The 25,870-nt window shown below is 56.6% G+C and carries 36 protein-coding genes; 16 read left to right on the forward strand and 20 right to left on the reverse strand.

Going from position 1 to position 25,870, the window contains the following annotated elements; all coding sequences use genetic code 11:
• Positions 1-3: 3 nt before the first annotated feature.
• From IC37_RS01350 to IC37_RS01375, 6 genes are read right to left on the reverse strand one after another with little or no spacing between them, the layout of a single operon-like run.
• Entirely contained in the window at positions 4-318 is a 315-nt protein-coding gene (locus IC37_RS01350) for a hypothetical protein (protein ID WP_030130839.1), read from the reverse strand.
• On the reverse strand, positions 290-1,618 hold the full coding sequence (locus IC37_RS01355; RefSeq protein WP_030130838.1) for a site-specific integrase: 1,329 nt from the start codon (positions 1,616-1,618) through the stop codon (positions 290-292). Before IC37_RS01355 ends, IC37_RS01350 begins: the two co-directional genes overlap by 29 nt.
• Positions 1,615-1,824 carry a hypothetical protein gene (locus IC37_RS30290; protein WP_030130837.1) on the reverse strand — a complete coding sequence of 70 codons (210 nt, stop codon included), beginning with the start codon at positions 1,822-1,824 and terminating at the stop codon, positions 1,615-1,617. The genes IC37_RS01355 and IC37_RS30290 overlap by 4 nt, the downstream gene beginning before the upstream one ends.
• Entirely contained in the window at positions 1,817-2,497 is a 681-nt protein-coding gene (locus IC37_RS01365; protein WP_030130836.1) for a replication protein P, read from the reverse strand. The genes IC37_RS30290 and IC37_RS01365 overlap by 8 nt, the downstream gene beginning before the upstream one ends.
• Complete coding sequence (locus IC37_RS01370; RefSeq protein ID WP_030130835.1) at positions 2,494-3,267, reverse strand: helix-turn-helix domain-containing protein; 774 nt, start codon at positions 3,265-3,267, stop codon at positions 2,494-2,496. Before IC37_RS01370 ends, IC37_RS01365 begins: the two co-directional genes overlap by 4 nt.
• Positions 3,268-3,278: 11 nt before the next feature.
• Complete coding sequence (locus IC37_RS01375) at positions 3,279-3,980, reverse strand: phage antirepressor KilAC domain-containing protein (RefSeq protein ID WP_256580609.1); 702 nt, start codon at positions 3,978-3,980, stop codon at positions 3,279-3,281.
• Positions 3,981-4,126: 146 nt separating this feature from the next.
• On the opposite strand from IC37_RS01375, the gene IC37_RS01380 reads away from it, so the two are divergent.
• A complete protein-coding gene (locus IC37_RS01380; protein WP_051414839.1) occupies positions 4,127-4,447 on the forward strand; it encodes a hypothetical protein in 321 nt (106 codons plus the stop codon).
• A 31-nt stretch (positions 4,448-4,478) separates the two neighbouring features.
• Here the strand turns inward: IC37_RS01380 and IC37_RS01385 are convergent, their stop codons facing one another.
• Both IC37_RS01385 and IC37_RS01390 read right to left on the reverse strand, forming a co-directional pair.
• A complete protein-coding gene (locus IC37_RS01385) occupies positions 4,479-4,901 on the reverse strand; it encodes a phage regulatory CII family protein (protein WP_030130832.1) in 423 nt (140 codons plus the stop codon).
• A gap of 66 nt (positions 4,902-4,967) precedes the next feature.
• Positions 4,968-5,177: a hypothetical protein gene (locus IC37_RS01390; RefSeq protein ID WP_030130831.1), complete on the reverse strand. Its 210-nt coding sequence runs from the start codon at positions 5,175-5,177 to the stop codon at positions 4,968-4,970.
• Between the two features lie 89 nt (positions 5,178-5,266).
• Between IC37_RS01390 and IC37_RS01395 the strand changes: the two genes are divergently transcribed.
• Together IC37_RS01395 and IC37_RS01400 are read left to right on the forward strand one after the other, a co-directional pair.
• Positions 5,267-6,079 (forward strand): S24 family peptidase, encoded by an 813-nt coding sequence (locus tag IC37_RS01395; protein ID WP_051414838.1) that lies wholly within the window; start codon positions 5,267-5,269, stop codon positions 6,077-6,079.
• Positions 6,080-6,425: 346 nt separating this feature from the next.
• The gene (locus tag IC37_RS01400; RefSeq protein WP_143519134.1) at positions 6,426-6,878 is read left to right on the forward strand and encodes a hypothetical protein; all 453 of its coding nucleotides are present in this window, start codon (positions 6,426-6,428) and stop codon (positions 6,876-6,878) included.
• Positions 6,879-6,928: 50 nt separating this feature from the next.
• Here the strand turns inward: IC37_RS01400 and IC37_RS01405 are convergent, their stop codons facing one another.
• A complete protein-coding gene (locus IC37_RS01405) occupies positions 6,929-7,240 on the reverse strand; it encodes a DUF1654 domain-containing protein (protein ID WP_030130828.1) in 312 nt (103 codons plus the stop codon).
• A gap of 861 nt (positions 7,241-8,101) precedes the next feature.
• Positions 8,102-8,620, reverse strand: a complete 519-nt coding sequence (locus IC37_RS01410; RefSeq protein ID WP_030130827.1) for a DUF1993 family protein — start codon at positions 8,618-8,620, stop codon at positions 8,102-8,104.
• Between the two features lie 216 nt (positions 8,621-8,836).
• Between IC37_RS01410 and IC37_RS01415 the strand changes: the two genes are divergently transcribed.
• On the forward strand, positions 8,837-9,199 hold the full coding sequence (locus IC37_RS01415; RefSeq protein ID WP_030130826.1) for a hypothetical protein: 363 nt from the start codon (positions 8,837-8,839) through the stop codon (positions 9,197-9,199).
• 81 nt (positions 9,200-9,280) lie between these two features.
• The gene (locus IC37_RS01420) at positions 9,281-9,589 is read left to right on the forward strand and encodes a hypothetical protein (protein WP_030130825.1); all 309 of its coding nucleotides are present in this window, start codon (positions 9,281-9,283) and stop codon (positions 9,587-9,589) included.
• A 65-nt stretch (positions 9,590-9,654) separates the two neighbouring features.
• On the opposite strand, the gene IC37_RS01425 is transcribed toward IC37_RS01420, so the two are convergent.
• Positions 9,655-10,104, reverse strand: a complete 450-nt coding sequence (locus tag IC37_RS01425) for a hypothetical protein (RefSeq protein ID WP_030130824.1) — start codon at positions 10,102-10,104, stop codon at positions 9,655-9,657.
• Positions 10,105-10,233: 129 nt separating this feature from the next.
• Here IC37_RS01425 and yejK point away from each other — a divergent pair, with 129 nt between their 5' ends.
• Positions 10,234-11,241 (forward strand): nucleoid-associated protein YejK, encoded by a 1,008-nt coding sequence (gene yejK, locus IC37_RS01430; RefSeq protein ID WP_030130823.1) that lies wholly within the window; start codon positions 10,234-10,236, stop codon positions 11,239-11,241.
• A 1-nt stretch (position 11,242) separates the two neighbouring features.
• On the opposite strand, the gene IC37_RS01435 is transcribed toward yejK, so the two are convergent.
• Positions 11,243-11,539 carry a hypothetical protein gene (locus IC37_RS01435; protein WP_143519135.1) on the reverse strand — a complete coding sequence of 99 codons (297 nt, stop codon included), beginning with the start codon at positions 11,537-11,539 and terminating at the stop codon, positions 11,243-11,245.
• A 101-nt stretch (positions 11,540-11,640) separates the two neighbouring features.
• On the opposite strand from IC37_RS01435, the gene IC37_RS01440 reads away from it, so the two are divergent.
• Positions 11,641-12,003 (forward strand): hypothetical protein, encoded by a 363-nt coding sequence (locus IC37_RS01440; RefSeq protein WP_030130821.1) that lies wholly within the window; start codon positions 11,641-11,643, stop codon positions 12,001-12,003.
• Positions 12,004-12,536: 533 nt separating this feature from the next.
• Here IC37_RS01440 and IC37_RS01450 read toward each other — a convergent pair.
• Positions 12,537-13,280, reverse strand: coding sequence for a hypothetical protein (locus tag IC37_RS01450; RefSeq protein WP_143519136.1), 744 nt, complete (start codon positions 13,278-13,280; stop codon positions 12,537-12,539).
• Between the two features lie 347 nt (positions 13,281-13,627).
• Here IC37_RS01450 and IC37_RS01455 point away from each other — a divergent pair, with 347 nt between their 5' ends.
• The 5 genes from IC37_RS01455 to pbpG all read left to right on the forward strand — a co-directional run bounded on the left by IC37_RS01455 (position 13,628) and on the right by pbpG (position 17,557).
• Positions 13,628-14,335, forward strand: coding sequence for a morphogenetic protein (locus IC37_RS01455; protein WP_030130818.1), 708 nt, complete (start codon positions 13,628-13,630; stop codon positions 14,333-14,335).
• A 61-nt stretch (positions 14,336-14,396) separates the two neighbouring features.
• Entirely contained in the window at positions 14,397-14,585 is a 189-nt protein-coding gene (locus tag IC37_RS01460; protein ID WP_030130817.1) for a hypothetical protein, read from the forward strand.
• 50 nt (positions 14,586-14,635) lie between these two features.
• Complete coding sequence (locus tag IC37_RS01465; protein WP_030130816.1) at positions 14,636-15,067, forward strand: hypothetical protein; 432 nt, start codon at positions 14,636-14,638, stop codon at positions 15,065-15,067.
• A gap of 228 nt (positions 15,068-15,295) precedes the next feature.
• Positions 15,296-16,489: a site-specific integrase gene (locus IC37_RS01470; RefSeq protein WP_030130815.1), complete on the forward strand. Its 1,194-nt coding sequence runs from the start codon at positions 15,296-15,298 to the stop codon at positions 16,487-16,489.
• Between the two features lie 129 nt (positions 16,490-16,618).
• Positions 16,619-17,557 carry a D-alanyl-D-alanine endopeptidase gene (gene pbpG, locus IC37_RS01475; RefSeq protein ID WP_030130814.1) on the forward strand — a complete coding sequence of 313 codons (939 nt, stop codon included), beginning with the start codon at positions 16,619-16,621 and terminating at the stop codon, positions 17,555-17,557.
• Positions 17,558-17,614: 57 nt separating this feature from the next.
• Here the strand turns inward: pbpG and IC37_RS01480 are convergent, their stop codons facing one another.
• The 3 genes from IC37_RS01480 to IC37_RS01490 all read right to left on the reverse strand — a co-directional run bounded on the left by IC37_RS01480 (position 17,615) and on the right by IC37_RS01490 (position 18,889).
• Complete coding sequence (locus IC37_RS01480) at positions 17,615-17,839, reverse strand: hypothetical protein (protein ID WP_081729360.1); 225 nt, start codon at positions 17,837-17,839, stop codon at positions 17,615-17,617.
• 12 nt (positions 17,840-17,851) lie between these two features.
• Positions 17,852-18,067, reverse strand: coding sequence for a DUF6021 family protein (locus tag IC37_RS01485; protein WP_030130813.1), 216 nt, complete (start codon positions 18,065-18,067; stop codon positions 17,852-17,854).
• 93 nt (positions 18,068-18,160) lie between these two features.
• Positions 18,161-18,889, reverse strand: a complete 729-nt coding sequence (locus IC37_RS01490) for a hypothetical protein (RefSeq protein WP_030130812.1) — start codon at positions 18,887-18,889, stop codon at positions 18,161-18,163.
• A 171-nt stretch (positions 18,890-19,060) separates the two neighbouring features.
• Here IC37_RS01490 and IC37_RS01495 point away from each other — a divergent pair, with 171 nt between their 5' ends.
• A complete protein-coding gene (locus IC37_RS01495) occupies positions 19,061-19,231 on the forward strand; it encodes a hypothetical protein (protein ID WP_177409362.1) in 171 nt (56 codons plus the stop codon).
• Between the two features lie 237 nt (positions 19,232-19,468).
• Here IC37_RS01495 and IC37_RS01505 read toward each other — a convergent pair whose 3' ends face one another.
• A complete protein-coding gene (locus IC37_RS01505; protein WP_030130811.1) occupies positions 19,469-20,218 on the reverse strand; it encodes a TerC family protein in 750 nt (249 codons plus the stop codon).
• Positions 20,219-20,246: 28 nt separating this feature from the next.
• Positions 20,247-20,489 (reverse strand): hypothetical protein, encoded by a 243-nt coding sequence (locus tag IC37_RS01510; protein ID WP_030130810.1) that lies wholly within the window; start codon positions 20,487-20,489, stop codon positions 20,247-20,249.
• A 155-nt stretch (positions 20,490-20,644) separates the two neighbouring features.
• Between IC37_RS01510 and nhaR the strand changes: the two genes are divergently transcribed.
• Entirely contained in the window at positions 20,645-21,544 is a 900-nt protein-coding gene (gene nhaR / locus IC37_RS01515) for a transcriptional activator NhaR (RefSeq protein WP_030130809.1), read from the forward strand.
• A 4-nt stretch (positions 21,545-21,548) separates the two neighbouring features.
• Here nhaR and IC37_RS01520 read toward each other — a convergent pair whose 3' ends face one another.
• Positions 21,549-22,703, reverse strand: coding sequence for an MFS transporter (locus IC37_RS01520; RefSeq protein WP_030130808.1), 1,155 nt, complete (start codon positions 22,701-22,703; stop codon positions 21,549-21,551).
• A 330-nt stretch (positions 22,704-23,033) separates the two neighbouring features.
• Between IC37_RS01520 and sstT the strand changes: the two genes are divergently transcribed.
• On the forward strand, positions 23,034-24,275 hold the full coding sequence (sstT, locus tag IC37_RS01525; RefSeq protein ID WP_030130807.1) for a serine/threonine transporter SstT: 1,242 nt from the start codon (positions 23,034-23,036) through the stop codon (positions 24,273-24,275).
• A 216-nt stretch (positions 24,276-24,491) separates the two neighbouring features.
• On the opposite strand, the gene IC37_RS01530 is transcribed toward sstT, so the two are convergent.
• Positions 24,492-25,001 (reverse strand): DUF1993 family protein, encoded by a 510-nt coding sequence (locus IC37_RS01530; protein ID WP_030130806.1) that lies wholly within the window; start codon positions 24,999-25,001, stop codon positions 24,492-24,494.
• A gap of 140 nt (positions 25,002-25,141) precedes the next feature.
• Here IC37_RS01530 and IC37_RS01535 point away from each other — a divergent pair, with 140 nt between their 5' ends.
• Positions 25,142-25,789 carry a YceH family protein gene (locus IC37_RS01535; RefSeq protein WP_030130805.1) on the forward strand — a complete coding sequence of 216 codons (648 nt, stop codon included), beginning with the start codon at positions 25,142-25,144 and terminating at the stop codon, positions 25,787-25,789.
• Positions 25,790-25,870: the final 81 nt, after the last annotated feature.

The following is a 25,870-nucleotide window of genomic DNA, read 5'->3' on the forward strand; positions in this document are numbered from 1 at the left end:
CTCTCAATCCCCTGTGTAATTTGTGCCGCCCGCCCCCAGGCGGTTCGATTTTTCGTGTAGTGACATGGCTACGTTGGCCGAGGCCTTCAATGCCGCAATTTCACGCTGCGTCTGCTGCAGCTTGAAACTTAACTGGGTAACCAACTCGTCTGAGGAAAGCACCAACTTACTACCCCTAACAACCCAACCTGAGCCGTTGCAATCAGTGCAAACCAGCTCATAAAACACCCCTTTCACTACCGCTCTCCCCTCGCAGATCGAGCAAGACTCCAGCTCGATCCGCTCTCGCTTAAAGCCAGGCACCCGTGCCTTCTGCATGATTTGAAACCTCGCCTATGGTTGATTCTTGATTAGCCTTGCAGGCGTTGTCCTGTGCGGCCTCCAGAGGTTTACCGGAATCTCCGAATCTAACGCCGGTCAACATATGAATCTGGTCAAAGCCCTTCGTATCTAGATGCGCGTGCCACTGCTCCAGGGCATCCCGCTTGCGAGCCATCACGTCCGACTGGATGTACACCTTCACGTTGTGGCCCATCGCGTGATTAATCAGCAGCTCACCGATCAGGTGGTCGATGCCAATATCGGCCCATCCAGTCCGAGCCACTTTGCGCAGGTCGTGGCTGGTCCACTCGCCCTGACCCAGACGGGTGAATACGGCGCTGGCTTGCCCTTCACTGAGCGCTTTGCCATTACGTGCAGGGAACAGAAACTGGCCGTCATAACCATGGGCCTGCTGACTCTCGCGGTACCGGATAAGGATCTTGCACACCTGCTCAGTCAGCGGCAGATGGTGCTCAACTCGGGTCTTGGTGTGCTCGGCCGGAATGAACCACTCACGCTCAGCCAAGCTGATGTGCGACCAGCGAGCCATGCGGGTTTCCCCGATGCGCGTGCCGTGGCAGAGCATCATCAGCGCAAGCATGGCGTCAGGCTGATTAGTGGTTATGACCCGGGCCAATTGATCCAGCAGTTCCTGCAACTGGACACCACGCAAGCGGGACGGCTTGACCTTGATCTTGGTCTTTGAAAAGTCGCTGAACTTGATGCCCTCCAGCGGATTGTTTGTGATCAGGTCCAGAGCGAAGGCCTTGCGGCACGCCACCACCAGCAGACCGAAAATCAGCCGCACGAAGTCGAGCGAAAGTGTTTCCTGCAGCGGCCACATGAGCTGACTGTCGAGGGTTGCCTTACTGATGTCGGTCAGCGGCAGGCCGCCCAGGCGCGGGATCAGATGGCATTTGATCGCCGAGGCGCCGGTCTTCTTGCGCTTATCGGATAGGTTGCGGTCGCGGGCCATGCGCTCTGCGTACCAGTCCAGCAGCTCACCGGTGGTGACCCACTTCGAAATGGTCGAACCTTCACCGGCGGCGACGCGCAGGCGAGTGGCCGGCAGCACAGCAACGATTTGCTTGGTGCTAAGGTCCGGGAATCCGCCGATACGGTGCCAGGTGCGCTTGCTGAGCAAATACCAGGAGCCTCGGGCGCGGTTCTTCGCGAAACGGAAGTGCAACGCCGGGTGGCTGGCATCCCGCAGATCGCGGATGTGAAGCTTCTTGGCGTTTCGCTCGATCTCGGCATCCGACAACTTCACGGTTAGAGTTTTGATTTCAGCACTCATACAGAGGCCTCCTTTTTAGCAAGCAGATCGACCACCTGGAACGTACCTGGCCACATCCTCGCACCGTAGATTTTCGCCATGTCTTCTTGGGCGAAGAGCGCGACGGCATGGTCTGGATACGAACCGAGGTCCATTTTGAAAGAGCAGCAGTGCACGGCGTACCGATAGAGAGCTGGGTCTGGCACAGCAAGTATTGGATCAGCCACGGGCAGCACCTCCACGCTGAGCTCGTAGCAACGCAAGAGCGCCGTTACCAACCTCAGGGGTGATGCTTCGACCGGGAGCGGGCAACTGCGCAACGGGAACAGGTGGTAGAGCTTCGCCGCGCCAAATCTTCCGGCACTGCTCCAGATACTTCTGTTCGAAGCGGAGGATGCCCAGCTCCCGGCTGAGTGATTGCAGACTGTGAAAGCCAGCTGCAGCCGTGGCGTGATAAATCGCCGGATGGAACCACTTACCCCTCCCTTCCATGCCTGGGTGCGAGTTGCGGAGCGCTTGTGAGTAAGCGATCTCGACGCCGGGAAGGCCCAGACCCTCCGGAGCAAAACACCAGCTGACAAAAACACCTGGAGCCGGCACGAAAGCAGACTTGCTGGCACTGACGACGCGCATCCCATGACGTATCTGTTCCATCGAATGAATCCCGGAGCGCATGAACTCGGCGAGCCATTCAAGCTTGGACGCATCCATGATCTGTTGGTTGGGCCAAGACTGACGCCACGCACCGCAGGCACCCTGCAACCGAAGAAAAAGTTCATCGATCACTTTCTGGGTCGCTGGATCAATTTCAACCGCGCCAGTAGGTTCCGGGGTGTATGTGTAGCTCGGGTCTGTTTTGCGTGTGGCCACAAGGTAGCCCGCTCGTTTCGGTCCATTCACAACACCACCCCCTTGGCAGCCCAGTTGCCTTCAGCAGCTGGCTCAACTCCGACTGCGTTGCCAGCGGCAAGTACCCGCTCACGTTTAATCCAACTCATCAATCGGAAGCACCACCCCCCAGCGCTCTCAACGGTGGAGGGCTTGGCCACGTAGAAACCCTTGAAACCGGCGATCCGTTCCGAAGTTACGGAATCAGCCGGCAAACCAGCAATGGCGAGTTGATCAGCCAGAGCGTTCTCTGCTGGCTCCCAGGTGGCGAACATGGCAAAGCGTTGGCGAGCATCGACAAGCTCAAGTGCTTTTCGATCTTGCTCGGCGATGACCTCCGCAATCTCGCGCTGCTGCTCTTCGGTTACTTGATGGTTAAGTGACGTATTGGGTGCAGCTGCTGCACCCCGTTCTGTCGTGAGATGCACCCCGTTCTGTTCTGAGCTGCACCCCGTGCTGTCATTTGCACCCCGCTTTATACGAGGTGCAGCATTTGCACCCCGTGAGAGCTGAAGGTCATACACCGTTGGCCGACGATCACGGCGATCGATATAGGCGGCAGCAATAGCTTGATTGCCTTCCTTGATCAGACCTAACGCCTCCAACTCGTCCAGCTTGGAGCGGACGGTACGTTCAGAAAGACCGGTGTCACTGCTGAGGGTTAACGCTGACGGGAAGGCGCCACGGCCATCACTGCCGGCGTAGTTGGCCAAGCACAGCAAGACATGCCGGGCGGCTGGATTTTCGAGTGATGCTTTGGGCAAAGCGAGCGCCCAGGTCATTGCTTGAACGCTCACAGCGCGATTCCTTGAATTTGTTCAGCCAACGCAACGATGCCGCGACGGGTCACCATCACTTGTTCAACGACTTTCAGCTCCTGCCCTTCCCCATCCCCCACCTTGACCAACTTGTGCTCGAGCAAGCCGGAAGATAGGCGTGGCTGGTAGGCAGACCATCCGGAGAAGTTCGTGCGGCGATAGATCCAGCGGTTGTCCTTCATCCACTTGAACAGCTTCAGCGGGCCAACGCCGAGTTGCTTCGCGGCATTGGTGATGCAAATGGCGTCTTGGGTATTGGCGAGACGATTCAGGGCCTCGACCTTGAGCGACTGCTTTTGGATGACCGCCTGGAGTTCGAGATTCTGTTCAGCCTGCAATGCGGCAAAACGCAAAGCCTCGGGCAAGTTGGTTGGAATCGAAACATCGTGTCGTGACACGTTTTCGAGTTCGCGCAAACGTGTCACGACACGATGACGAAGCGGAATGCTGTAACCGGTGAGTAGCGTCTCAGTGACGCCGCGATCAATGACGTACTCGGTCTGGCTGCGATTGAGGTCGTCGAGATAGATGCGCTCAAAACTGAGCGGATCTAAATTGAGTGCCCGCAGGATCTTCAGAGTGTCCCGCTTGACGTTCTTGTGTTCCTTTTCGCAGAGCCGGGCAATCTCCCGGCTCGACATGGTGACCGTATTGCTTGGAGCAACGATCGTGTTCATAATGGGCTCACATTGTTTTATCGTTGTTGAAAGAACCGGGTTGCAGCCCGGTTTTTTTATGCCTGCGATTTACCGGCACTACTAAGGTCTGAACCTCGCTGGTACGCTGCAAAGTTCTTACGCAAAGCAGTTACCAGGAGATTCAGATGGAACGGATGGGAATCAGTGCCGTAGGCATGTTGTGGTTCAGGAACACGGCTCAATACGCTGAGTACATCGCGATTTTCGAAGACTCGACCGTGATGCCCACCAGCTACTCCAAGTGGCAAAAACGTGCGACAGAGATGTACGAGAACATCCTGCGCAAAGGCGGGGTTGTCATAAAAGTTCACGCAAGCCCGGATGAGTTCAGAGCCTGGTGTGTGTCGAACGGCAAAGGGCTCAATGCCGATGGTCGAATGGGTTTCGCAGCCTTCAAGGCTGCTGAAAAGATCAGACAAACTCATGCCGGACATGAAGACGCTTGAGCCTTCTTGGCGCAGCTCGATCTGCGCCATATCAGGCTGCCCTCAGTGATTCGCGCAAAACTTGAAGCGCATCTATTGCCTCGAGGATCGCTTTCTCCCCTTGAGCCTTTTCGTGCTGACTGATGTGGTTGTCTGCGGTTGCATCGAAAATCAATCGACCCACGTCGCCGCACTCGGCGGAGAGATGACCCAGCGCGACCATCAGCGGCTTAGCGACTGGCTTCTCGCGAGCCACTAGGTCGAAACCGAATTGGTCGGCGAGCGCCATCAACGGGCGCATGTCTTGGGTGTGAAGCAGCACGCCGAACAAATGTTCAATGGTCAGGTGATGCGCGGCGTTGTCCGGATTCGAGCGCTGAAGCAGGCTCACGTGTGCCATGCACATTTTCCCCGCCAGTTCCTCTGCCCCGCTTTCCTTGACGGTGGTGTGGCAAGCCCTCAAGAAATCTTCCATTCGTAAAACCTCAAATTTGTTTCCGTGGAGCCCTTGCAGGGCTTGAGCGATCATTTGTTCAGCGAGTTAGGCGGCCGTGTCGTTGAGCGCTTGGGCCGGGTCGTCTTCGCGCCGAGCAACCAGCGCGCCGCCTGACTCTTTCTCCAGAACGCACTGCATTGGGTAAGAAAACCCGCCCGCTGTACGGCATTGCGATACCCGGCTACCAGTAACGCGAAGGGCGTCCCCGATAGCGCGGCCGGTGCGGAAATGTTTCAGGGCTTCGTCGTAGGTCATGGGGTTGTCTCCATTGTCTTCGTCGAGTTTAGAGTTCTTAACAATACAAGGCAAGTTATCTAAACAGTGAATTGTTTAGAATCCTAAATATGGAATTTAAAGATCGCGTGACCGCGCGCATGAGGGAGCTGAACCTCAGCGCTACAGACATCAGCAAGCTGACTGGCGTGTCAAAGGCCACGGTCAGCTTTTGGGTGAGCGGAACAAACGGTGCAAAGGGTAAAAACTTGCTTTCCCTGGCACGCGCACTTGGTTGCTCGCCTGACTGGCTATCTGAAGGCACCGGCTCGCCAGACGTTTCCTCGTCCGAAAGCCGATTGGATTCCGGCGCATCTGCCGCTGACATGGTCAAGCAGATGCTCGCAAAACAAGGGAAGTCTCTACCCGAGGCTGCGCGTCAACGCTTGCTTGCGGCGGCTGAGGCCAACGATGGCGGTGGTGTAATCGATCTCGACTATTACCGCCCCGGCGTTGTAGGCGACGAGGTATGGATCGCGCATTACGACGTCCGTGCGGCAATGGGTGGCGGGCAGATCCCTCACGACTACCCTGAGATGTTTCAGGACGTGCGCGTTAGTCCCCAGCACCTGCGCGAGATGGGTGTCGAGTTCAAAGAGCATTTCCATCTGAAGATGGTGACAGGCTGGGGGCAATCGATGGCGCCCACGATCAAACACCGCGACCCGCTCCTGGTCGATGTCAGTGTCCGCGAGTTCGCCGGCGATGGGATCTACATGTTCTCTTGGGAGGGCCATCTCTACATCAAGCGCCTTCAGTGGATTGGCGATGATCAGATCAAGATGATTTCTGATAACGAAAGGCATCAGCCGCAGACGATCAGGGCGGACGAGACTTACATCCACGCCCGGGTGCTGCTGGTGTGGAATGCACACCTGGTTTAATTCCGCGGAAGTCGTGCATTGCTGCTTTTAAGAATCTCCAAAAATTTTCAAATGGCGGCCGGATATGGATAATTTAATAATCACCTACGATGAAGCTGTACGATTCTTTACCAATGTCACAAAAGTCGGGAATTGCCCGATGTGCGGAACGGATGGCTGGTCAATCTCTATAGACGGTGAAGACACAAGATTATGTTACCTCCAGCCTTCTGGATCTCTTCATCATGGAAAGCCGGGTTTCGACCTCATTGTGGATTGCGCCAACTGCGGTTTTCTAAGGGTGCATAGGGCGAACACCATAAAGCGCTGGCTTGATGCAAATCCCAGCGCTAAGGGGTCAGAGTAATTGAGCTTTCAGCCAATCGTTGTTACAGAGGAAAACTCCTCGAGTTTCACTAAAGGTGACGAGAATTCTCCCATACCTCATACTGCTGCCATGACAGACATTACTCGCGAAGAACTCAATGCCAGACTCGAAAATCAACAACTGAAGGTTGACGCGCGCCTCAAGGAATTCGAGGGTAAGGTCACTGATGGTCTAACTCAGATGAACCATAGCCTCCAGTTGCTCGACAAGGATCTCGCAGGCGTGCGTGGTCTGAAGGGTACGATAATCCTCAACTCCATTCTGTCGGTGATCGCCATTGTCGGAATCGTGATCGCTGTGATGTCCTATGGAGTTGCCAACTTTGATTCTGGTCGTGATACATCAGAGGCGATCCAGGATATGAAGCAGCAGTCACTGGAAACCAGGGCTCTGCTTGAGCAGATCAAGGCGCATCAGACCCCGAAGCAATAGATACTGCACCGCCAAAAGCCCGGCCACTGCGCCGGGCTTTTTAGTGCACTTCAGAAAGGCGCCGGCTCCTCGACTGGCTCGCAAACCTCAACCGGCCGATCCTCCACCGCACTCGCCTCCCACTTCAGCGTCACCGACTCATCGTCGTTGAGCGTCATGTCTATGCCATCTGTCTCGCTTAAAAGACCCATCACCTCCTCCCATTCCCGATCGCCGTCATCGTCCAGGCGATGGATCGTCACCCAGCGCTGAATCTGCGCTACGGGGTGATTGATCATCGACGATACGCGCAGGCCAAGGCGCTCAATTCCGCTTACCTCATGCCGCACTGCCGGCTTTTCTGTCTTCTTTGCCTTCGCCATTTTCCGCCTCCGAATGCTGTATGTATATCCAGTTATAGCGGAGCATACGCCAGCATTTTTTAAATCGTAAGCCTTGATTTTTCCAATTTGCTGAGACGGAATTTCGAGGACCTTGTTAAGTTTTCTTAAAATAAGTATTGACGGTCTCTGTTTAGTTTTCTAAATTACATCCATCGCAGCGAATACAGACGCTGCGTAGCACCACCGCTCTTTAACAGTCAGAAATCTTCGCGGATCGATCCCCGGCAACGGGCACAGCGCGAAACACAAATTTCGATCTCCATGCCAGCTCTGGAACTGGCCGGGCTCCCCAATGAGAGCACGCGAAGCTGCACAGCCACCCGATGCGACGCCAGTTGCGGCAGCGGGCAGAGAGAGGACTCCGGCGGACGTGCAGCGAGACACGGAAACAAATTGCACCTAACTGGAAATTTCTTTCCGGCGCGTCAGCCTGACGTTAACTGCCCGATCCCTCGAAAGAGGCTGCATCGGAATGTCGGCGCCCCATGAAAAAAGCTGATCCAGGCCAACTGTTTGTATACGAACGGGCGGACGTAGTTAGGCATCTTGGTCAGGACCGACATTCCAATGCAGCTTCGATAGGTGGCCACTGCCTGCCCAGTGAGCGAGCGATAGGAGCTACCGCCATGAAGTAGACCACCGCTTTCCCCGTGTGGCACAGCAAGCCTGAAGGCTGCGCCCAACACATATCCAGGCAGCGGACAGTAGGCCGCCGATGTCACCGCGCATCGGCCGGAATTCCGGCAGGCCACCCCAGCGCACGAAGACAACTTGATGCTGCAAACCCAGGCCGTCGCCAGTTGCGGGCCTGGGCCGTTCGCCAAACTTCAAGCGGAGAAGCTACGGTCGCAGGTAGGCAAACATGTGCTGTACATAATCGGCTTTCCCGAGAGGTACACCATTATGGCGCAAGATGTTGTATGCCGTGACCAGGTGAAAGTAGAACTGTGGAGCAGCCCAGTTCACAGCGTATTCACTGCCGGTCATATCGAAGACTATGCCATTAGGTAACTCTATAGTGATTTTGCGCTCAGCCCCTTCCTCTATTTGAGCCCGGTCCGACGAATCAAGAACTGCCAAAGTACGTTCGATTAGTACCTTCGCTGCCGCCAAGTTTTCGGGAGGAGTGAGTGATCGCACCGGCTGTTGTGTAAGTCGCTGAACCGCCTCCTGCGCTTGCGTGCAAGCGTACTGAATTTGTCGGGCTAGATCATGCATGTCCGGTGCTAGTCGAGATCCAAGCAGAATTTGCGGGTCGTAACCGCGCTCTAGAGCAGAGGCCTCGCCCTTAGATAAAAGAGACGATAACGCTCGCAGCATTTGCGCGAAACAGGGGATGGTAACTGAGTAAACCGACATATCTTTTCCCTAAGTAGTCATTCAATGTGAGCAAAAAGGATCAGTCTTTCTCCCGATCAGCTGGCTGAATCCTAGCAGACCGTTGAACTTCTTCCGCCAACACCCCGCAGCCCCTACCCCGTCTCTATTACGTCAGCACTCTCCCCTGCGCCCAACGGCAACCAGCAGATGGCCCGAGTGCTGACGAATACACGCAACCCACATCGAGGATTCGCCATGAACCAAACCATCAGACAGAGCCAAGCAATTCTCCATGGGTTGCGGCTTAGAACTTCGCTGGCCACCGCGGAGATGTACCAGCGAATCGGCCGAGATGAGCCCGTCCGCGCTCCACGCTTCAACGTCGTACCCCGGGGCAGTAACACGTTCGAAGTGATCGAGCGTTCCACCGGCACGACAAAGGGCGAACGGTTCGGTCATGACAGCGCCTGCCAGCTCGCCCAACAGCTCGAGGAAAACGCCGACTTTTTCGCCGCGCGCTGCAAGTCGATGAAGAAGTTTTCCCGCACGCTTCTGCGCTGGACTGCCGGCGCGGCGCTGATGCTGATCGTGTTTGCCTACTACGGAGCTGGTCATTGAGGCGCATCAACAACCAGGTGCGACAGCGCAGACGACAAGCTTGGCTGGATATACCAACACACGGAATCGAAGAGGCAGGACATGGCCAAGAGCAACGCGGAAATTCAGAAGGACAAGCGCGCCAAGGAGAAAGCTCTGCTGGATCGGATCGGTGCCGAGAAGCGCACGCTGATTGTGTCGAAAGCGTTAGCTGATGCGCTTCAAGTGCTAGGCGAGCGCCACGGCTTCGAGGAATGGCAGGAAACGGTGTCTACCTTTCTGATCAATCTGGCCGCCGCACCAGCCAAAGAGTCCGCCCGCTTCGCCACGATGTCGCGACCTGAAATCGTCGTGACTAAAAAATGGTCGCGGCAGCTTGAAGAGTTCGCCAAGACCGGCATCGAAATATAACATCGCGAAGCCCTACGCATTTGTCATGACGAACAACTTCTAACATTCAGCCTAAACGAAACTGGTCAGGCCGGTAGCGCTTGTCCTACTACTGTTGCAGGTGCTTCTATAACAGCGCGAAGCACAGAAGTGAAAACCTTGTAACTATAGTGATTGTCTTCTCCATTGACGACTGTCGTACCCTCAATATCCACAATCGATCCGTCTCGACGGATTCTGAAGCGGCCAATTTCCGATTGGGCATTACCGACTTTACGACTTAACAGGACCGCCTGTGCGTATCCAATCTGGTCTTCGGCTATAGGGCTGAGTTCTATAGTAAAGAGCTTGCCCAAAACTTCCCCTTTGATGCTATTTCCCTCAGTGCTTACGGACGAAATATTTGCGAAACTTTGTTCCGATAGATCTCGCCAGTGCTCTACGAGACCAAGAAAGTCTGAAGAAGCCCGAGTCCAGTCACGCTTGACTGAACTTATGTAGGCGACGAAATCGTCTGGGTCATGCGTGAAGTCCATTGCAAATGCTCCTGTTAAGTCCATTGACGGGCCAATCGAGCCCATCTCTTTGTAGCTCACACACTATTAAGTTGCCACCCCACTGTCGCATCCGGTCACGGAGGGCGGCGCCTACCCGAGGAATTCGCAATGCCCGTTCTCCACAGCGTGATTCATAAGATCGACAAGAAGCCCGACGGCAGCCCGGCTGTCCTGTTCCTCGGCGGTGCCGAGCAGGTTGAGAGTCAGGTCCGCGACGATCTTGTCCAGCAGCTCAATGAGAGCTACAACGCCACCACCGGTAAGGCTTGGGCCTTCTTTCATCATGAGTCGGGCGCTCACCCATTCAGTGGATGGCTCGCCAAGTACCTGGCAGGCGGCTCTGATTTCCTCGAGTTCAGCACCATCGCCGTCGAGCACCTGACCAAGCTGATGGAAGAATCGAACCTGACCACCGGCGGGCACGCCCTCTTCTGCCACTACCAGCAAGGCCTTACCGATTACCTGATCATTGCCCTAGTGCAGGAAACCGAAGCGGTGACCATGACCGAGGAGCTGCACCTGATGACGGTCAAGCGTCTGGACTTGGGCCATATCCGCCTGGCCGCGCGCATCAACCTCAGTGAGTGGAAGAACAACCCACAGTCGCGTCAATACATCTCGTACCTCAAGGGCAAGCAGGGCCGTAGGGTCAGCGATTACTTCCGTGACTTCATCGGTTGTCAGGAAGGGGTCGACGGCCCAGGTGAAACCCGCACCCTGCACAAGGCGTTCAGCGACTTCGTTGAAAGCGAAAACCTCGGCGAAGATGCCACCCGCGAGAAGACCGACACGCTGGTCAGCTATGCGATGGCCCAAGCCAAGCTTGGCAAGCCCATAACTCTCGACGAGCTATCCGAAGTGCTCGACGACGATCAACCAAAAGCGTTTGCCGACTTCATCCAGGATAAAGACTACGGCCTTTCAGCCTCGATCCCGCCGGACAAGAAAACCCTGAACAAATTCCGGCGCTTCACCGGCCGTGCCGATGGCCTGTCGATCAGCTTCGAGCAGCACCTTCTCGGATCAAAAGTCGAGTTCGACGAAGTCGGCGGCACCCTGACGCTGCGCAGTCTTCCGACCCAGCTCACCGATCAGCTCAAGCGAGCGGCTGCCTGACTCACGGAAGCGACGGATCTGGCGGATACGGCCCCATCAGCTTGTGGATATTTGGCCAAACCATAAACGCTTGGGTCACGCGTCCGCCACGGGTGCAATAAACCAAGAACTCGGACTCGCTACCGCTGCTGACCCTATATCGGTACTTGCCACAACCATCCACATCAGCCTCAGAAAGAGCTCGCGTGATACTCGGATTGTCGGCCTTGATCCACGGCGCTGGGTACTGTTCCTCCAATGATTTGGCAGATACTGCAATAGGCAGCAGCCCGCACAAAACAAGCATTACTCGCTTCAAGATCTAACTCCTTGATCCGGCTCCATGCCGGTCCGAACACAAATACCCCACTTCAACGAATCACGCCAGCCAGCGAGGCCGGCGCCTGACTGGAGATAGCCATGAGCACGTTTGCCGTTTTCGGAATGAATGAGCACTTCGCCCGCGAAGAGGCGAAGCGCAAGGTTCGCGACTTCAAGATTGAGAAAGGTCAGCGTATCGAGCTGTCCATGAGCCAATGGCTTCAGGCAGTCGAGGATCGCGTGATCAAGATCATGGATGGCAAGCGGGTTGCTCAGCTCAGCAGCATGTTCGATGCCCCCCAGTACGCAGCCGACTACGCCGAGCGTATTCGCAAGCTTGGACGGTGCCGAGACGTAGTCATCAGGGCGAAGGTCAAGCTGCCGCAGAATGATATGAGGCGGAAGTCGGCGACCAAGCTTTCGTGGATGGACTACTCGCCTGAATCAACGGCAGCTGCCTGACCCACCCTCACCTATTTGGCTGACCGCTTAGAACTTCCCACCTCTCCCCCCGAAAGTGTCCTTCATCAGCTTATCGATGGCGGATTTCATTGCGGACTCAACGTCAGACTCGCTAACTACATGACCACACCCGGCGCAGCTTAGGCCGGAAAAGTCAGCGATCGAATGAATTTCCCGTGGCTCCGTGCCTGCCATAACGAAAGGCTTGTTCCCACATTTCGGGCATGCCAGCTCCACGTCAGCGGCTCTTTCAGGGGTATCGCTCATTCCAAAGCTCCTTGATCCGGCCACATGCCGGGCCATCAACCAATAGCCCACAAACTCAAATCACGCCACCGCCCGGGCATGACCCGGCATAGGACGCCCCATGCCCACAGAAAACAAACCGGCCAAGGCCAAGCGCAACATATTCAGTCGAAACCAACGACTCAACGCAGTTCGCAACGTCCAACATTGAGATGCAAGGTGGTGCGGTGCTAAGGAGCTGACATCAACCCCCACCAAGATACGTTGAGGGCGGATTAATCAAGTCCTCACTGTTTGGGCTGCGTTACAAAAACCATCACCTCCCCCTTGTTGAACACCGCAGGCACGAGCTTGTCAGTTTCGAGCGCCGGTTGGTACAGATAGATCCACGCGGGCAGCGCCTTAGAAATTCTTGAAAAATTCTCGAGATTAGTCTTCTTTTTATTCCAATCAACGATGACAGGAGCTACAACGTAGATCGGGCCATATGCTTTACCGCCAACGAATGCGGGAGCATCAACCAGTGGAGGGGGAGTGAATACGAAAGATTGAACAGGATTTAAGAACGTGTTCATCCGGTTATCACCGTACGGCATGCGCCTTGGTTCTGCCTTCCAACTCCACTCGTGCTTAAGGTTATTATCAAGCTCTGGCCAGAAAGATTTATTCTCCAGTAGTGCCTTTGTCTTGGCGACCGCTTCTTCACTACTAGCCGCTTCTGATTCGGGCACCCAGACCACGAACTGACCGTAGCCACCAGACACTGCCTGTCCAATTAATCCTGTGAAGCCACCTAGCGCACCGATGGCGTAATAATCGAGCGCACCATCGATCAACCCGGTCTTTTGAGCAACCTGGCCTTTAGTACCGCCCTGTTGCACCTTTTTATAGGATACGTCACGCACGCCTTGGATCTGTGCCTCGTTAACTATCAGCATCGCACGAGAGGGCGACTCATCCTGGGGCATCGAAGTGCAGCCGTAGAGTGCGACTGAAACTAATCCCAAGCAAAACATTTTTTTTAAGTTCATGTTCGTATCCCAACGATAAAAACTACAGATCCATCATGGATATATTTATTAACATTTCGGCAACACAATAAAAGAGCCACCCCCTGAGTTTCATCAAAATTCCTTTTATTGTTTTACATCTATTTTTCTCTTATTTAGTTTGAATTTGTACAATTAGTTAGCCGGCACACCAGACAGTCACCCAATAGTAGCAAATTGACACGTTATTTTGACCAAGGACACTGAAAGAACTCCATCCATTCGAAACGACTGATCGCGCTGCGCCCGACGCGAGGAAAATACTGTCCGGCCCCCATGCAATACCCCTCCCCCTTCAATGTCAGCCGCTATAGCGGCAAAGGATTCCCATGTCTGAGATAACGGAACGGCCGATCTTGTTCTCGGCCCCGATGGTGCGCGCCATCCTGGAAGGCCGGAAGACTGTCACGCGGCGGGCAGTGAATCCACAACCAGTGCTTACCGATGGCTCTGGTTTTTCTTGGAAAGGCCATCTGTTCGGTAGTGGCTCAGACTCACGCGAGACATCTCGCAACTTTTCCCGCCATTGCTGCCCCCATGGCAGGCCCGGCGACCGGCTGTGGGTGCGCGAGACATTCGCGCTGCTCGGCAACGAAGACGGTGTATGTGTCGACTGGAACGACAAGTTGGTCAAGGGCAATGAGCGCGATGCCGCCCGGATCTTCAGGGCAAGCTGCACCGTCGGTGACTATGGTCTCTGGCAAATTCCAGACAAAGCCGCGTGGAAACCTGACACAGACGAACTTCAGTACGAAGGCGCCTGGCGGCCAAGCATCCACATGCCTCGCTGGGCCAGCCGCATTTTGCTGGAGATCACCGAGGTGCGTGTCGAACGGTTGCAGGACATCACCTACGAGCAGGCCGCAGCCGAAGGTGTTCACCGAGGTCCGCTACGCGAGTGGTGCGCGAGCGACGAAGGTGGCGCATGCCACAAATACCCAGTACCAGCATTCCGCGACTTGTGGCAATCCGTCGGTGGCGACTGGGAAGCCAACCCTTGGGTCTGGGTCGTCGAATTCAAGAAGGTGACGCCATGATCCTGCTCACAGCGCCAGCCCTCGCCTACATGGCCTGGCTCATCTACAAGGGGCCACGGCGATGATCCTGCGAGACGGCTTCATCCGGCGTAAGTTCGAGGTCGCCCTGATCCGCTTGGCGATCGCAATCCTCATGGGGCGCAATGTTCAGCGCTCCCTGGTCGTGTCACGCCGCGACAACAACGATATGTGGTACATGGCCGAAAAGCTCGACTCCATCGCCAAGCGCATCAGCAAGAAATACCCCTAACCCCTCTTCCACTACGAGCCTGCCGGTGAACGGCGGGCGAGGAATTCTGCATGTCTGAGAAAACTGTTAAAGCCATCATGGAACAAGCCCAGGTATTCGCCAGCAGCTGGTCAATGGTTGGCGGGCCGTTCGCCGCCGACGACCAGCTTGAGCGGGCCCAAGATGAAAAATTAGAGCTCGAGCAATTGGTCACCGGCGCAATCGAAGGTTCGGTCGGCGCTCCGCAGGAAGTTGGCGAAATGATCGAAGCGCTGCTGGGCTGGCACAAGCGCCAAGCCGACCAGTTGCAGCTGGTCAGCGAAAACGCAAAGGAAGGCGTGACTCTGCAGCTTGGGACTGATGACCCTATCGAGATTGTGCTCACGAAAGATATGGCCAAGGGCTTACGTATCGGCCTCGTTCTGGCTTTGGAGCGCTTGGGCAAATTGCCTATCAGCGTGAGTCACGATGGTGATCACGACCCAGATTCCGACGACGAATAAACCTCCCCCACCTTCTGCCGCCACGCGCGGCATGGAGACAGCTATGTCAGTGAAAGAAGAGCTACCCGAAACATACCCCTTCGACAAGGTCCCGGAAGAGCGAATGGCCATGTTACTGGACACCACTAAGCGCGCGCTCGAAGGAAAGCGCGCACGCGGAATCATCCCCGAAGGGGTGTGGAACAAGATCGATAATCGGGTTTTTTATAGCATTAGGAGATATGAGGAATGGCTAGAAAGCCAGTGGGAATGCCCGCAGGAGTTGAGTTTGCAGGTCAGTCAATCCGAATCCGGTTCACGTGGAACGGTGAAAGACGCTGCGAAACTCTCGCCAATCCCCAGACGCCAAAAGGCATCAAGGCGGCAGCAGATCTACGCGATCAGGTAATCAGCCTGGCCAAGCATGGGGTTCTGGACGAAAAGCGCTACGCCGAACTATTCCCGAACACCAGCTATGCCGACCAAGTCACCGGCCTGACCTTTGCCGAATATGCTCAGACCTGGATCGACAGCCTGGAAATCGTTCCAGGCACACGTCGCAACTATAAGGGCTCGATCAACATGTACTGGATGCCAGACCTGGCTACGGTGCCGATGACAACCATCACGCCGATGCTGCTCAGGAGGGTGATTGGGGAAACGCAATGGGATAGCCCGACAATCAAGCGGACGGCGATATCGCGAGTCAGCGCCCTGTTCAAGGCTGCTGTGCGGGACGAGGTGATTGAGCGAAACCCGGCGACTGCCATACAGCTGCCTGGCCGGACCAAAAAACAAATTGATCCGTTCACGGTTGCTGAAGCTGACACCATCATCGAATGGATGTACGCCAACTTCACCACCAGGGCTACGCAGATCTATGCGGCCTACTTCGAGTTCGCTTTCTATTGCGGGATGCGGACGGGAGAGCTCAGGGCTCTTCGCTGGGATGAGATCGATCTGGAGAAGCGCGTGGCGCACGTCTGCCGGATCGTCGTAGATGGGAAAGTCGAGGAGCGGACAAAGACCAAGTACGCCCGCACGGTCATGCTCAACAGCCGGGCCATTCACGCGCTGACTGAAGCTCGGAAGGTTGCCGATGCGCGCCTGACCCAGCTCCGACGGAAAAGGCAGGAGTCGCCATACGTCTTTCCGCCATCTGGCGGTTCCGAGTACATCCTTTCGTCGACAACACCAGGCGGTCACTTCGCGAGTGCCTTAGAGGCTTTGCAAATAAAGGCGCGAAGCCAATATAACTGCCGACACACGTACGCTACGATGTGCCTAATGGCAGGCATGAACCCCGCGTTCATCGCTGGACAACTGGGACACAGTGTCCAGGTGTTACTGTCGACATACGCTCGCTGGCTGAGCTCCACCACCGACTGGTCAGAGGTCGGGAAGCTGGAAAGCCAGATTGGTACAAAATTGGTACAGCATTAAAAATAATTCATCTTTGACCCTGTGTTTACAGGCGGCTTTGGCTTTCCTAGCACATACTCCTAAAATGCGTCGTTTTAAAGAAACAGCCCGTTACAAAACGGTATATCCACCCTTTATGAGTTCGCCAGCGTGAAAATCCGTCTTTCAATCCTGAGCCTATTTTTTGCATTTACAGGGACTTTCACCACGCCAACGGTCAACGCCGCAGAAACCACCGCGGCACCCCGAGACATTTCACAACTGAAGATCGCTTCCGGCAGCGCTTTGCTGATGGACATGCAAACCAACAAAGTCATCTATGCCAGCAACCCTGACGTCGTAGTGCCAATCGCGTCCGTCAGCAAATTGATGACCGGCCTGGTGGTGGTAGAAGCCCGGCAAAACATGGACGAATACCTTTCCGTCAACATCAGCGACACCCCGGAAATGAAAGGCGTGTTTTCCCGAGTCAAACTCAAAAGCGAATTGCCGCGCCGGGAAATGCTGCTGATTGCCCTGATGTCATCGGAAAACCGTGCTGCCGCGACGCTGGCCCATCACTATCCGGGCGGTTATGTCGCGTTCATTGCCGCCATGAACGCCAAAGCCAAAGCGCTGGGCATGACCAGCACCCACTTTGTCGAGCCGACGGGTCTCTCTCCGCGCAATGTGTCCACCGCCCGCGACCTGAGCAAATTGCTGATCGCCGCACACAAGTACCCGCTATTGACTCAACTGAGCACCACCAAGGAAAAAACCGTCAGATTCCGTAAACCCAACTACAGCCTGGGCTTTCGCAATACCGATCATTTGGTCAATAAGCCCAACTGGGACATCCGGCTGACCAAGACCGGATTCACCAACGCAGCGGGCCATTGTCTGGTACTGGTCACCCACATGGGCGACCGTCCGGTTGCACTGGTGATCCTCGATGCCTTCGGCAAGTACACGCACTTTGCCGATGCGAACCGGATTCGCAGCTGGATGGAAACCGGCAAGAGCGCCAACGTGCCGTCCGTTGCCCTGCAGTACAAGTCTGACAAGAACCTCAAACATCGCCAGAGCGGAGTGGTTGAAGCGTCGAAGTAAGATCAAAACCTCTGCAGACGAAAAGCCCCGAATAGTCGGGGCTTTTTTTGTCCAGAGTTAATCATTAGGCAATGGCATCTGATCGTCATCCGGAATGCCATCCCCGGCACCGGGGTCTTTCCAACCCTGCGGATGCTTTGTCGGCACCACGGCCGGTCTGGCCAAGGGGTCCCTTAACGGGCTATCCGGATCCATCACCGGATCCAGATTCTCTTCGGGAGTTGTTGGAACACTGTCTGGAGTATCTGGACGTTTGTCGTCAAAGCTCGAATCGGTAGACATATGCACCTCTGACTAGAACTTGGGTTTCAGATCGCCAAGTGGATCGTAAGGTTTCGCCGGGGCTTTCTTGCCTTCCTCACCCGGTTTTATATCCCTGGGCGCCTTGGCGGGCCCGATGGGATCGACCTGAGGATCGGCAACGTCCGGAGAATCGGGGTCGAACCCCAACTCGTTATCGGACGAATGCTCAGACGAGTGCGGACCGGTGGGGGTATTGGAATGTGCCATGGGCGGCTCCTGGTCAAGACCCGGCGATTATTCGGGTCCTTTACATGAGAGGCCAATAACGTTGAGTGGTGCCCTACAGATGACAAACGGGAACTACTGCGCGCCCAACGCTTTCTTCGCCCTGGCTGCCGCCTGCTCCTGACCTGACTGGGCAAGATCGCTCGCCGCTTTCAGCCAGCGCGACTGATCGACGCTGGCCGGAATCTGGTCCGGTTTCTGGATCAATACGGCCCAACCGCCGGCGTTCTCGAATGCCGATTCAAAGGCACTGAACCCCATCAGCAACCGACGTTCCATCCCGGCGCGCAGCAATACAGTCTGCTTCTGACGGTTGTAACCGGCGAGAATGGCGTACCGGGGCTCTGCCCAGAACGCCGAGCCTTCAGTGAAGCGCACCATCACTGGATAACCGGCCGCAACCTGGGCCAGCAGTGCCGGCAAATGGCTATCGAGGGGATAGACCACCATCCCGTACTCACGGGCGAGATTCTGCATGTTCTGCTGCAAGCGGTCTTCGGCACCTGGCAAATGCAGAGGTTTGTCGAGCAACCCCGGGGTTATCACGATGCCTTGCTGGGACAGCAGGCTTGCCAGCACCTGAGGCCCGCTTTGATAACTTTGCCCACGGTAGAACGTACCGCTGAGTTCGACCCGCTCTGGCAGGCGCTTGATCTCAGGCGCCACGCTCCCCGCACAGCCAGCCAGGCCGGCCACGCAGCCAACGATCAGCATTAAAGACCGAATTCGCGAAAATACCCGCACCATCATCACTCTCTTGTTCAGACGCCAGGTATCCACACTCCCGGCTTGGCCGTCGATCATAGGATGCCGCGCGGCAGCGGTATAGCCTTAACCGGCAGTTGGTTGCATTCGATAGAGCGAACTGGTTGGTGATAGGCGACCTTTGGTCAATTGTCTGAAATACACCAGCGGCTAGACTGTCATTTACCAAGGAAGAGTGTGTGCCCGATGCAGGGCAAAAAGGAGGCACTGATGAGCCTGACAATGACCATTGTAATGTTGATTTCCGGCTGGCTGGCCGTGGCCGCCGCCATGCTGTGGGGAGTGTTGCGTATTACCCGCCGGCACCATCACCACCCGGTTCAATCGGCGCCTGTGGCGAAAACCGATCAGCCGACTGCCCGCCCCGCCACCGCGCACTGACCGGCGCAGGTTAGTCGCCCAAACAAAAAAACGATCGCCTGAACTAATACCCGTGAGCTAAGCGCAATCCATGTGGGAGCGGGCTTGCTCGCGAAAGCGTCGTTCCAGTCAATATCAATGTCTACTGACAGACCGCTTTCGCGAGCAAGCCCGCTCCCACAGGTTCCGCGCCTGAACCGGCTGGCATCGGCCGCCTGGACTCTTTCGAGTTCAGGCGACCGTTTCGTTTCACGAAGGTTAAGCTTCAGCGGCAATGCGCTTTTGCCTGGCCCGACGCGACAGCATGTTCAAGCCTTCGATCGTGGCCGAGAACGCCATGGCCGCGTAGACATAGCCTTTCGGTACGTGGGCGCCGAAACCTTCGGCAATCAACGTCATGCCGATCATGATCAGGAAGCCCAGCGCCAGCATCACCACCGTCGGGTTGTCGTTGATGAACTTGGCCAGAGGGTCAGCCGCCAACAACATCACCAGTACCGACACCACCACCGCGATGATCATGATCGGCAAATGCTCGGTCATGCCGACAGCAGTAATGATGCTGTCGATGGAGAACACCATGTCCAGCAGCAGGATCTGCCCGATCGCAGCGGCAAAGCCCAGGGTCACGGTCGAGGTAGCCGACATCGGATCATCCGGGGCCGGGTCCATGCTGTGATGGATCTCAGTGGTCGCCTTCCACAACAGGAACAAGCCACCGGCGATCAGGATCATGTCCTTCCAGGAGAACGCATGGCCGAGAATCTCGATCACAGGCTCCGTCAGCTGGACGATGAACGCGATGGTGCTCAACAGTGCCAGGCGCAAGATCAACGCCATGCCAATACCGATGCGCCGCGCCTTCTGGCGATGCTGTTCGGGCAGCTTGTTGGTGAGGATCGAGATGAAGATCAGGTTATCGATGCCGAGCACGATTTCCATCACCACCAGCGTGGCCAGAGCGACCCAGGCAGTGGGGCTTGCAGCAAGTTCTAAAAGGTATTCCATGGGTCAGTCCTGACTCGTTGTAGACGGTTTAGATTTCCTGGGACGAAGATTCGGATTTGTCCGTCTCTTTGCCCGGTTGTTCTTTCTTGCTGATCAAACCGCCCGTGGCGTCGCTGAGCGCTTGCTCAGCCGCTTTGTGGGTATCGTCAATTGCCTGCTTTGCGGTTTCGGCAGCCTTGCCCATCAATTGCTGAGCGCTTTTCTCGGCCTGGTCGCAACCGGCCAACACCAGTAAAGACGTAATCAGCAGTGCCGTGGTTTTAAGCTTCATGATGCTTTCCTCGATAGAACAGACAGAACCGAAAAGGCGATCCGTCGATAGCGAGGCATTCTAAGGAAGCAAACACTTCAGGAAAATTCGTATTTTTGGCGGTTATACTTCGGCTTTAACGAATCCAGATGATGTAAACCGGGGATTTAACCAACATGTTGAATTATCGTCAGCTGCATTACTTCTGGGTGGTGGCCAAGACCGGCAGCATCGTGCGCGCCTGCGAGCAATTGAACCTGACGCCACAGACCATCAGCGGGCAGATTTCCCTGCTCGAGCAAACCTATGGCATCGAGTTGTTTCGCCGGGTCGGCCGGCAACTGGAACTCACCGAAGCCGGGCGTCAGACCCTGCCCTACGCCGAGCAGATGTTTCAACTCGGCGGCGAGCTGGAGTTGATGTTGCGGGCGCAGCCCAATGAGCAACAGATTCTGTTTCGGGTGGGTGTGGCCGACGTAGTACCCAAATCCATCGTCTATCGCTTGATCGCGCCGACCATGGAGTTGAACGAACCGCTGCGTATTACCTGTCGCGAAGACAAACTGGAACGCTTGCTTGCCGACTTGGCGATTCAACGCCTCGATCTGGTGATTTCCGACAGCCCGATGCCTTCGAATCTGGACATCAAGGGCTACAGCCAGAAACTCGGTGAATGCGGCATCAGCTTCTTCGCCACCGCCGAGCTGGCAGCGCGTTACGGCCAGAATTTCCCCCGCAGCCTGCACGGCGCGCCGCTGCTGATTCCCGGGCCGGAAACCGTGGTGCGCAGTCGCTTGCAACGCTGGTTTGCCGAACAACAGATCCAGCCACAGATCGTCGGTGAGTTCGACGACAGCGCCTTGATGCAGGCTTTCGGCCAATCCGGCAGCGGGATATTCATCGGCCCGAGCGTGATTGCCGACGAGGTGAAACGCCAATATGGCGTGGAAGTGATTGGCCAGACCGACGCGGTGCGCGAGTCGTTCTACGCCATCTCGGTGGAACGCAAGGTCAAGCACCCCGGCATTGTCGCCATTACCGAAGGTGCCCGACGCGAGTTGTTCGTCGGGATGTGAGGCGTCAGGCGCAGATTTCGCGAGGTTTGAAGGTCATCAGCGCCATCGCCAACAGGATCGAAACAAGGATAAAACCGGCTGCCGCGAAACCCAGGCCGCCCAAGCCAACACTGTCAATCACCCGCCCACCGACCATCGCGCCCAGACCGATTCCGAGGTTGGCCCCGGCGATGTTCAGCGATGCAGCAAAGGCCGGAGCCTCTGGCGCAGCCTTCATCAGGCGCACGTGGCTGACCAGGAACAGCGCAGCCTGAGTCACGCCCCAAATCCCCATCGCTGCCGCCAGACCGAGGGGGGAATGAATGTTCGGCACCAGCGCCACCATGCCGGCGATCATGAAGGCACAGAATGTCACTGAAGCGATCAGCGGATGCCGATCCACCGCGCGACCGCCCAACGAATTACCGATCAAGCCGACCGCACCGAAGCCCATCAGACACCAGCCGACCACCGTGCCGTTGAAACCGGCCAGCCGCTCAAGAATGTCCGCCAGGTAGGTGTAAGCGGTGAACATGCCGCTGAACACCAGGATCGATAACAGCACATGCCCCTGCATCAATGGGCTGCGCAGGATTTTGAACTGCGAACGGAAGCTCACCTGATGCTGGTGCAGATTGGTTTTCGGCAAGTAAATGAACAGCAACAACGCCTTGGCAAACGCGATCACCGCCAGAACGCCAAAGGCACTGCGCCAGCCGAACGCATCGGAGATCAGCGTACCCACCGGAATGCCGAACACCGTGGCGCAGACGATGCCGAAACCGATCTTGGCAATGGCCCGCCCGGCGTAGTCCGGGCCGACGATGTCCACTGCGGTTTCACTGGCTAATGCCCAGAACACCGGCAACCCCAGCGCCGGTATCAACCGCGCAATGGCCATCACCCCGATGTTCGGCGCCAGTGCCGCCAGCGTGTTGGCCAGGCCGAACATGATCAGCACGCTGATGAACAGTTTCCGGCGTTCAAACCTTGCAAAGTACGCCGTCAGGAACGGCCCGAAAGCGGCCACGGTAAAGGCGAACAGGGTCACCAGCAAACCCGCTTGAGGGATGCTGACGTCCAGATCACGGGCGATTGCCGGCAACAGGCCGACGATGATGAATTCCGTGGTCAGCACCGTAAAACCGGCGGCGGACAACAGAAGAATGGGCAACAGCATGCAGAACTCCAGGAAAACGACGACACCAGCGACAGCCCGAAGGCTCACTGGCAGAACTTGAAAATGAGGATGGCGAAGCTTAACAGAGTGTTTCCGGGCAAGGTTGCACGAACCTGCAAATCGCGTTTAGCAATCGGGTGGCAGATCGTCACAGGTCTGAAGGATCGCGGCTACGCTGTGATAAAGTCCGCGGCCTGCGGTACTTACACTTTGCTCATCGGCCATTCACTGGCATTGATGTAGCGACCCTTCGGTTCCCTCCATGTGGCCTGCCCGGCTTTTTGCTGCATGAGCAGAACCCTGCACCCTAATAAAATCAGAGATGCCGTTATGACCGCTTCATCCCCTTCTCTTTTACAACGCCTGAAACGCAGCAGCCTGGTCACGCAAATCATCATCGGCCTGATCGCCGGGATTGCCTTGGCGCTGTTCGCGCCTGAGCTGGCCAAGTCCACCGCCTTCATTGGCAAAGTGTTCGTATCGGCGCTCAAGGCTGTCGCGCCGATTCTGGTGTTCGTGCTGGTCATGGCCTCGATTGCCAACCACAAGCATGGCCAGGAAACCCATATCCGGCCGATTCTGTTTCTGTACCTGCTGGGCACCTTCGCGGCAGCCGTGGTGGCGGTGGTTGCCAGTACGCTCTTTCCGTCGAGTCTGGTGCTGGCCACCCAGGATGTTGCGGTGACGGCACCGGGCGGCATCAGCGAAGTGCTGCAAAGCCTGGCACTGAGCGTGGTCGATAACCCGGTCAGTGCGCTGATGAATGCCAACTTCATCGGCATCCTGGCGTGGGCGATTGGCATGGGGGTTGCCATTCGCCATGCCGGCGAGACGACGCGCGAGGTGCTGGGCGATCTGTCCAATGGCGTGACCTTGATCGTGCGCCTGGTGATTCGCTTTGCGCCGCTGGGGATCTTCGGCCTGGTAGCCTCGACCCTTGCCACTTCCGGTTTCGGTGCCTTGATCGGTTACATGCACCTGCTGGCCGTGTTGCTGGGCTGCATGCTGTTCGTGGCGCTGGTGATGAACCCGGCCATTGTGTTCTGGAAGTTGCGTCGCAACCCGTATCCGCTGGTATTCACCTGCCTGCGCGAGAGCGGCATTACCGCCTTCTTCACCCGCAGTTCGGCGGCGAACATTCCGGTCAACCTGGAGTTGAGCAAGCGTCTGGGCCTGCACGAAGATACCTATTCGGTGTCGATCCCGCTCGGTGCCACCATCAACATGGCCGGCGCCGCGATCACCATCACCGTACTGACCCTGGCCGCCGTGCACACCCTGGGCATCGCCGTGGATATTCCGACGGCCATCCTGCTCAGCATCGTCGCGGCGATCTGTGCCTGTGGCGCCTCGGGCGTGGCCGGCGGTTCGTTGCTGCTGATTCCACTGGCGTGCAGCTTGTTTGGCATCCCGAGCGAAATCGCCATGCAGGTGGTGGCGGTCGGCTTCATCATCGGTGTATTGCAGGACTCGGCGGAAACCGCGCTGAACTCCTCCACCGACGTGCTGTTCACCGCAGCTGCGTGCCAGGGTGAGGAACAGAAAGCCCGGGAAGCCCAGCGTCTGGCGTAACAACGCACCTGTAGGATCCAGGCGGGCGCGGAACCTGTGGGAGCGGGCTTGCTCGCGAAGACGGAGTGTCAGTCGACATCATCGTTGCCTGATACACCGCCTTCGCGAGCAAGCCCGCTCCCACATTTCGCCGGCAAGCCTGGCTCCTACAGAAGGTGAGATGAAAAAAGCCCGCCAAGGCTTACACCTTGGCGGGCTTTTTTGTACCTGGGTGGTTTAGAACGCGCCCATGTAATCGCGCTTGCCCACTTCCACGCCGTTGTGACGCAGCAGTGCGTAAGCGGTGGTGATGTGGAAGAAGAACTGCGGCAGACCGTAGCTCAGCAGGTAAGCCTGGCCAGTGAAGCGCTTCTCTTTAGGGGTGCCTGGACGGGTAACGATCTCGATGCCTTCCTTGCCGTCGATCTGCTCGGGTTTGATCTCGCCGATGAAGGCCAGGACCTTGGCGATCAGCGCTTGCAGCTCAGCGAAGGTGGTTTCGGTGTCGTCGTATTTCGGCAGTTCGACTTCAGCCAGACGCGCCGAAACGCCTTTGGCAAAATCAACGGCGATCTGCACCTGACGCACCAGCGGGAACATATCCGGGTACAGACGGGCTTGCAGGAATGCGTTCGGATCGATGTTTTTCGCCGTGGCGTGGGCTTCGGCCTTGCTCAGGTTGTTGCTCAGGGCATTGAGCATTTGCTGGAAAACCGGAACGGAAGCGGCGTACAGGGAAATAGTCATGATGGTCTCGTGTGGTGACAGGAGTAAAAACGTGGAGCGATTATAGCCATGCCCGACCGCCCTGCGGCTTGTCTTTTATCCTGCAAGGATTAGGCTAGGCGGCTTCGACTGCATGCTTCGACTGCATAGGGAAAAGCGCGATGAGCACTGAGCAAGAAACGACCTCCGACGAACCGCGGCTCAACAGCACGGAAATTCGCATTCTGGGCTCGTTGATCGAGAAACAGGCCACCAGCCCGGAAACCTATCCGCTGACGCTCAATGCGCTGGTGATTGCCTGCAATCAGAAAACCAGCCGTGAACCGGTGATGAATCTCAGCCAAGGCCAGGTCGGCCAGAGCCTGCGCGTTCTGGAAGGTCGCGGCTTCACCCGACTGGTGATGGGCAGCCGCGCCGACCGCTGGGAGCATCGGGTCGACAAGGCGCTGGAACTGGTGCCGGCGCAGGTGATTCTGACGGGGCTGTTGTTCCTGCGCGGCCCGCAGACAGTCAACGAACTGCTGACCCGCAGCGGCCGCATGCATGACTTCGAAGATGCCGAGCAAGTGGTGCATCAGCTGGAGCGCTTGATCGCCAGAGGTCTGGCGCTGTTGATTCCGCGCCAGGCCGGCCAGCGCGAAGATCGCTACATGCATGCGCTGGGCGATCCGGCGGACATCGAAGCGATCCTGGCGGCTCGGCAGAATCCGGTGGAACGTGGCGCCAGTGGCGGTGTGTCGGTTGAGCGGATCGAAGAGCTTGAAGCGCGGATTGCGGCGCTGGAAGAGCGCTTGGCACGCCTTGAATAGACCGGTCGCTACATTCTGAATAATGAAATGGCTACCCCCGCCGCCCTCTGCGATCGCCCACTAAGCTTTCGCAGGGGGCTC

Source organism: Pseudomonas sp. QTF5, from assembly GCF_000512695.2.
In the GTDB taxonomy this organism is placed as follows: domain Bacteria; phylum Pseudomonadota; class Gammaproteobacteria; order Pseudomonadales; family Pseudomonadaceae; genus Aquipseudomonas.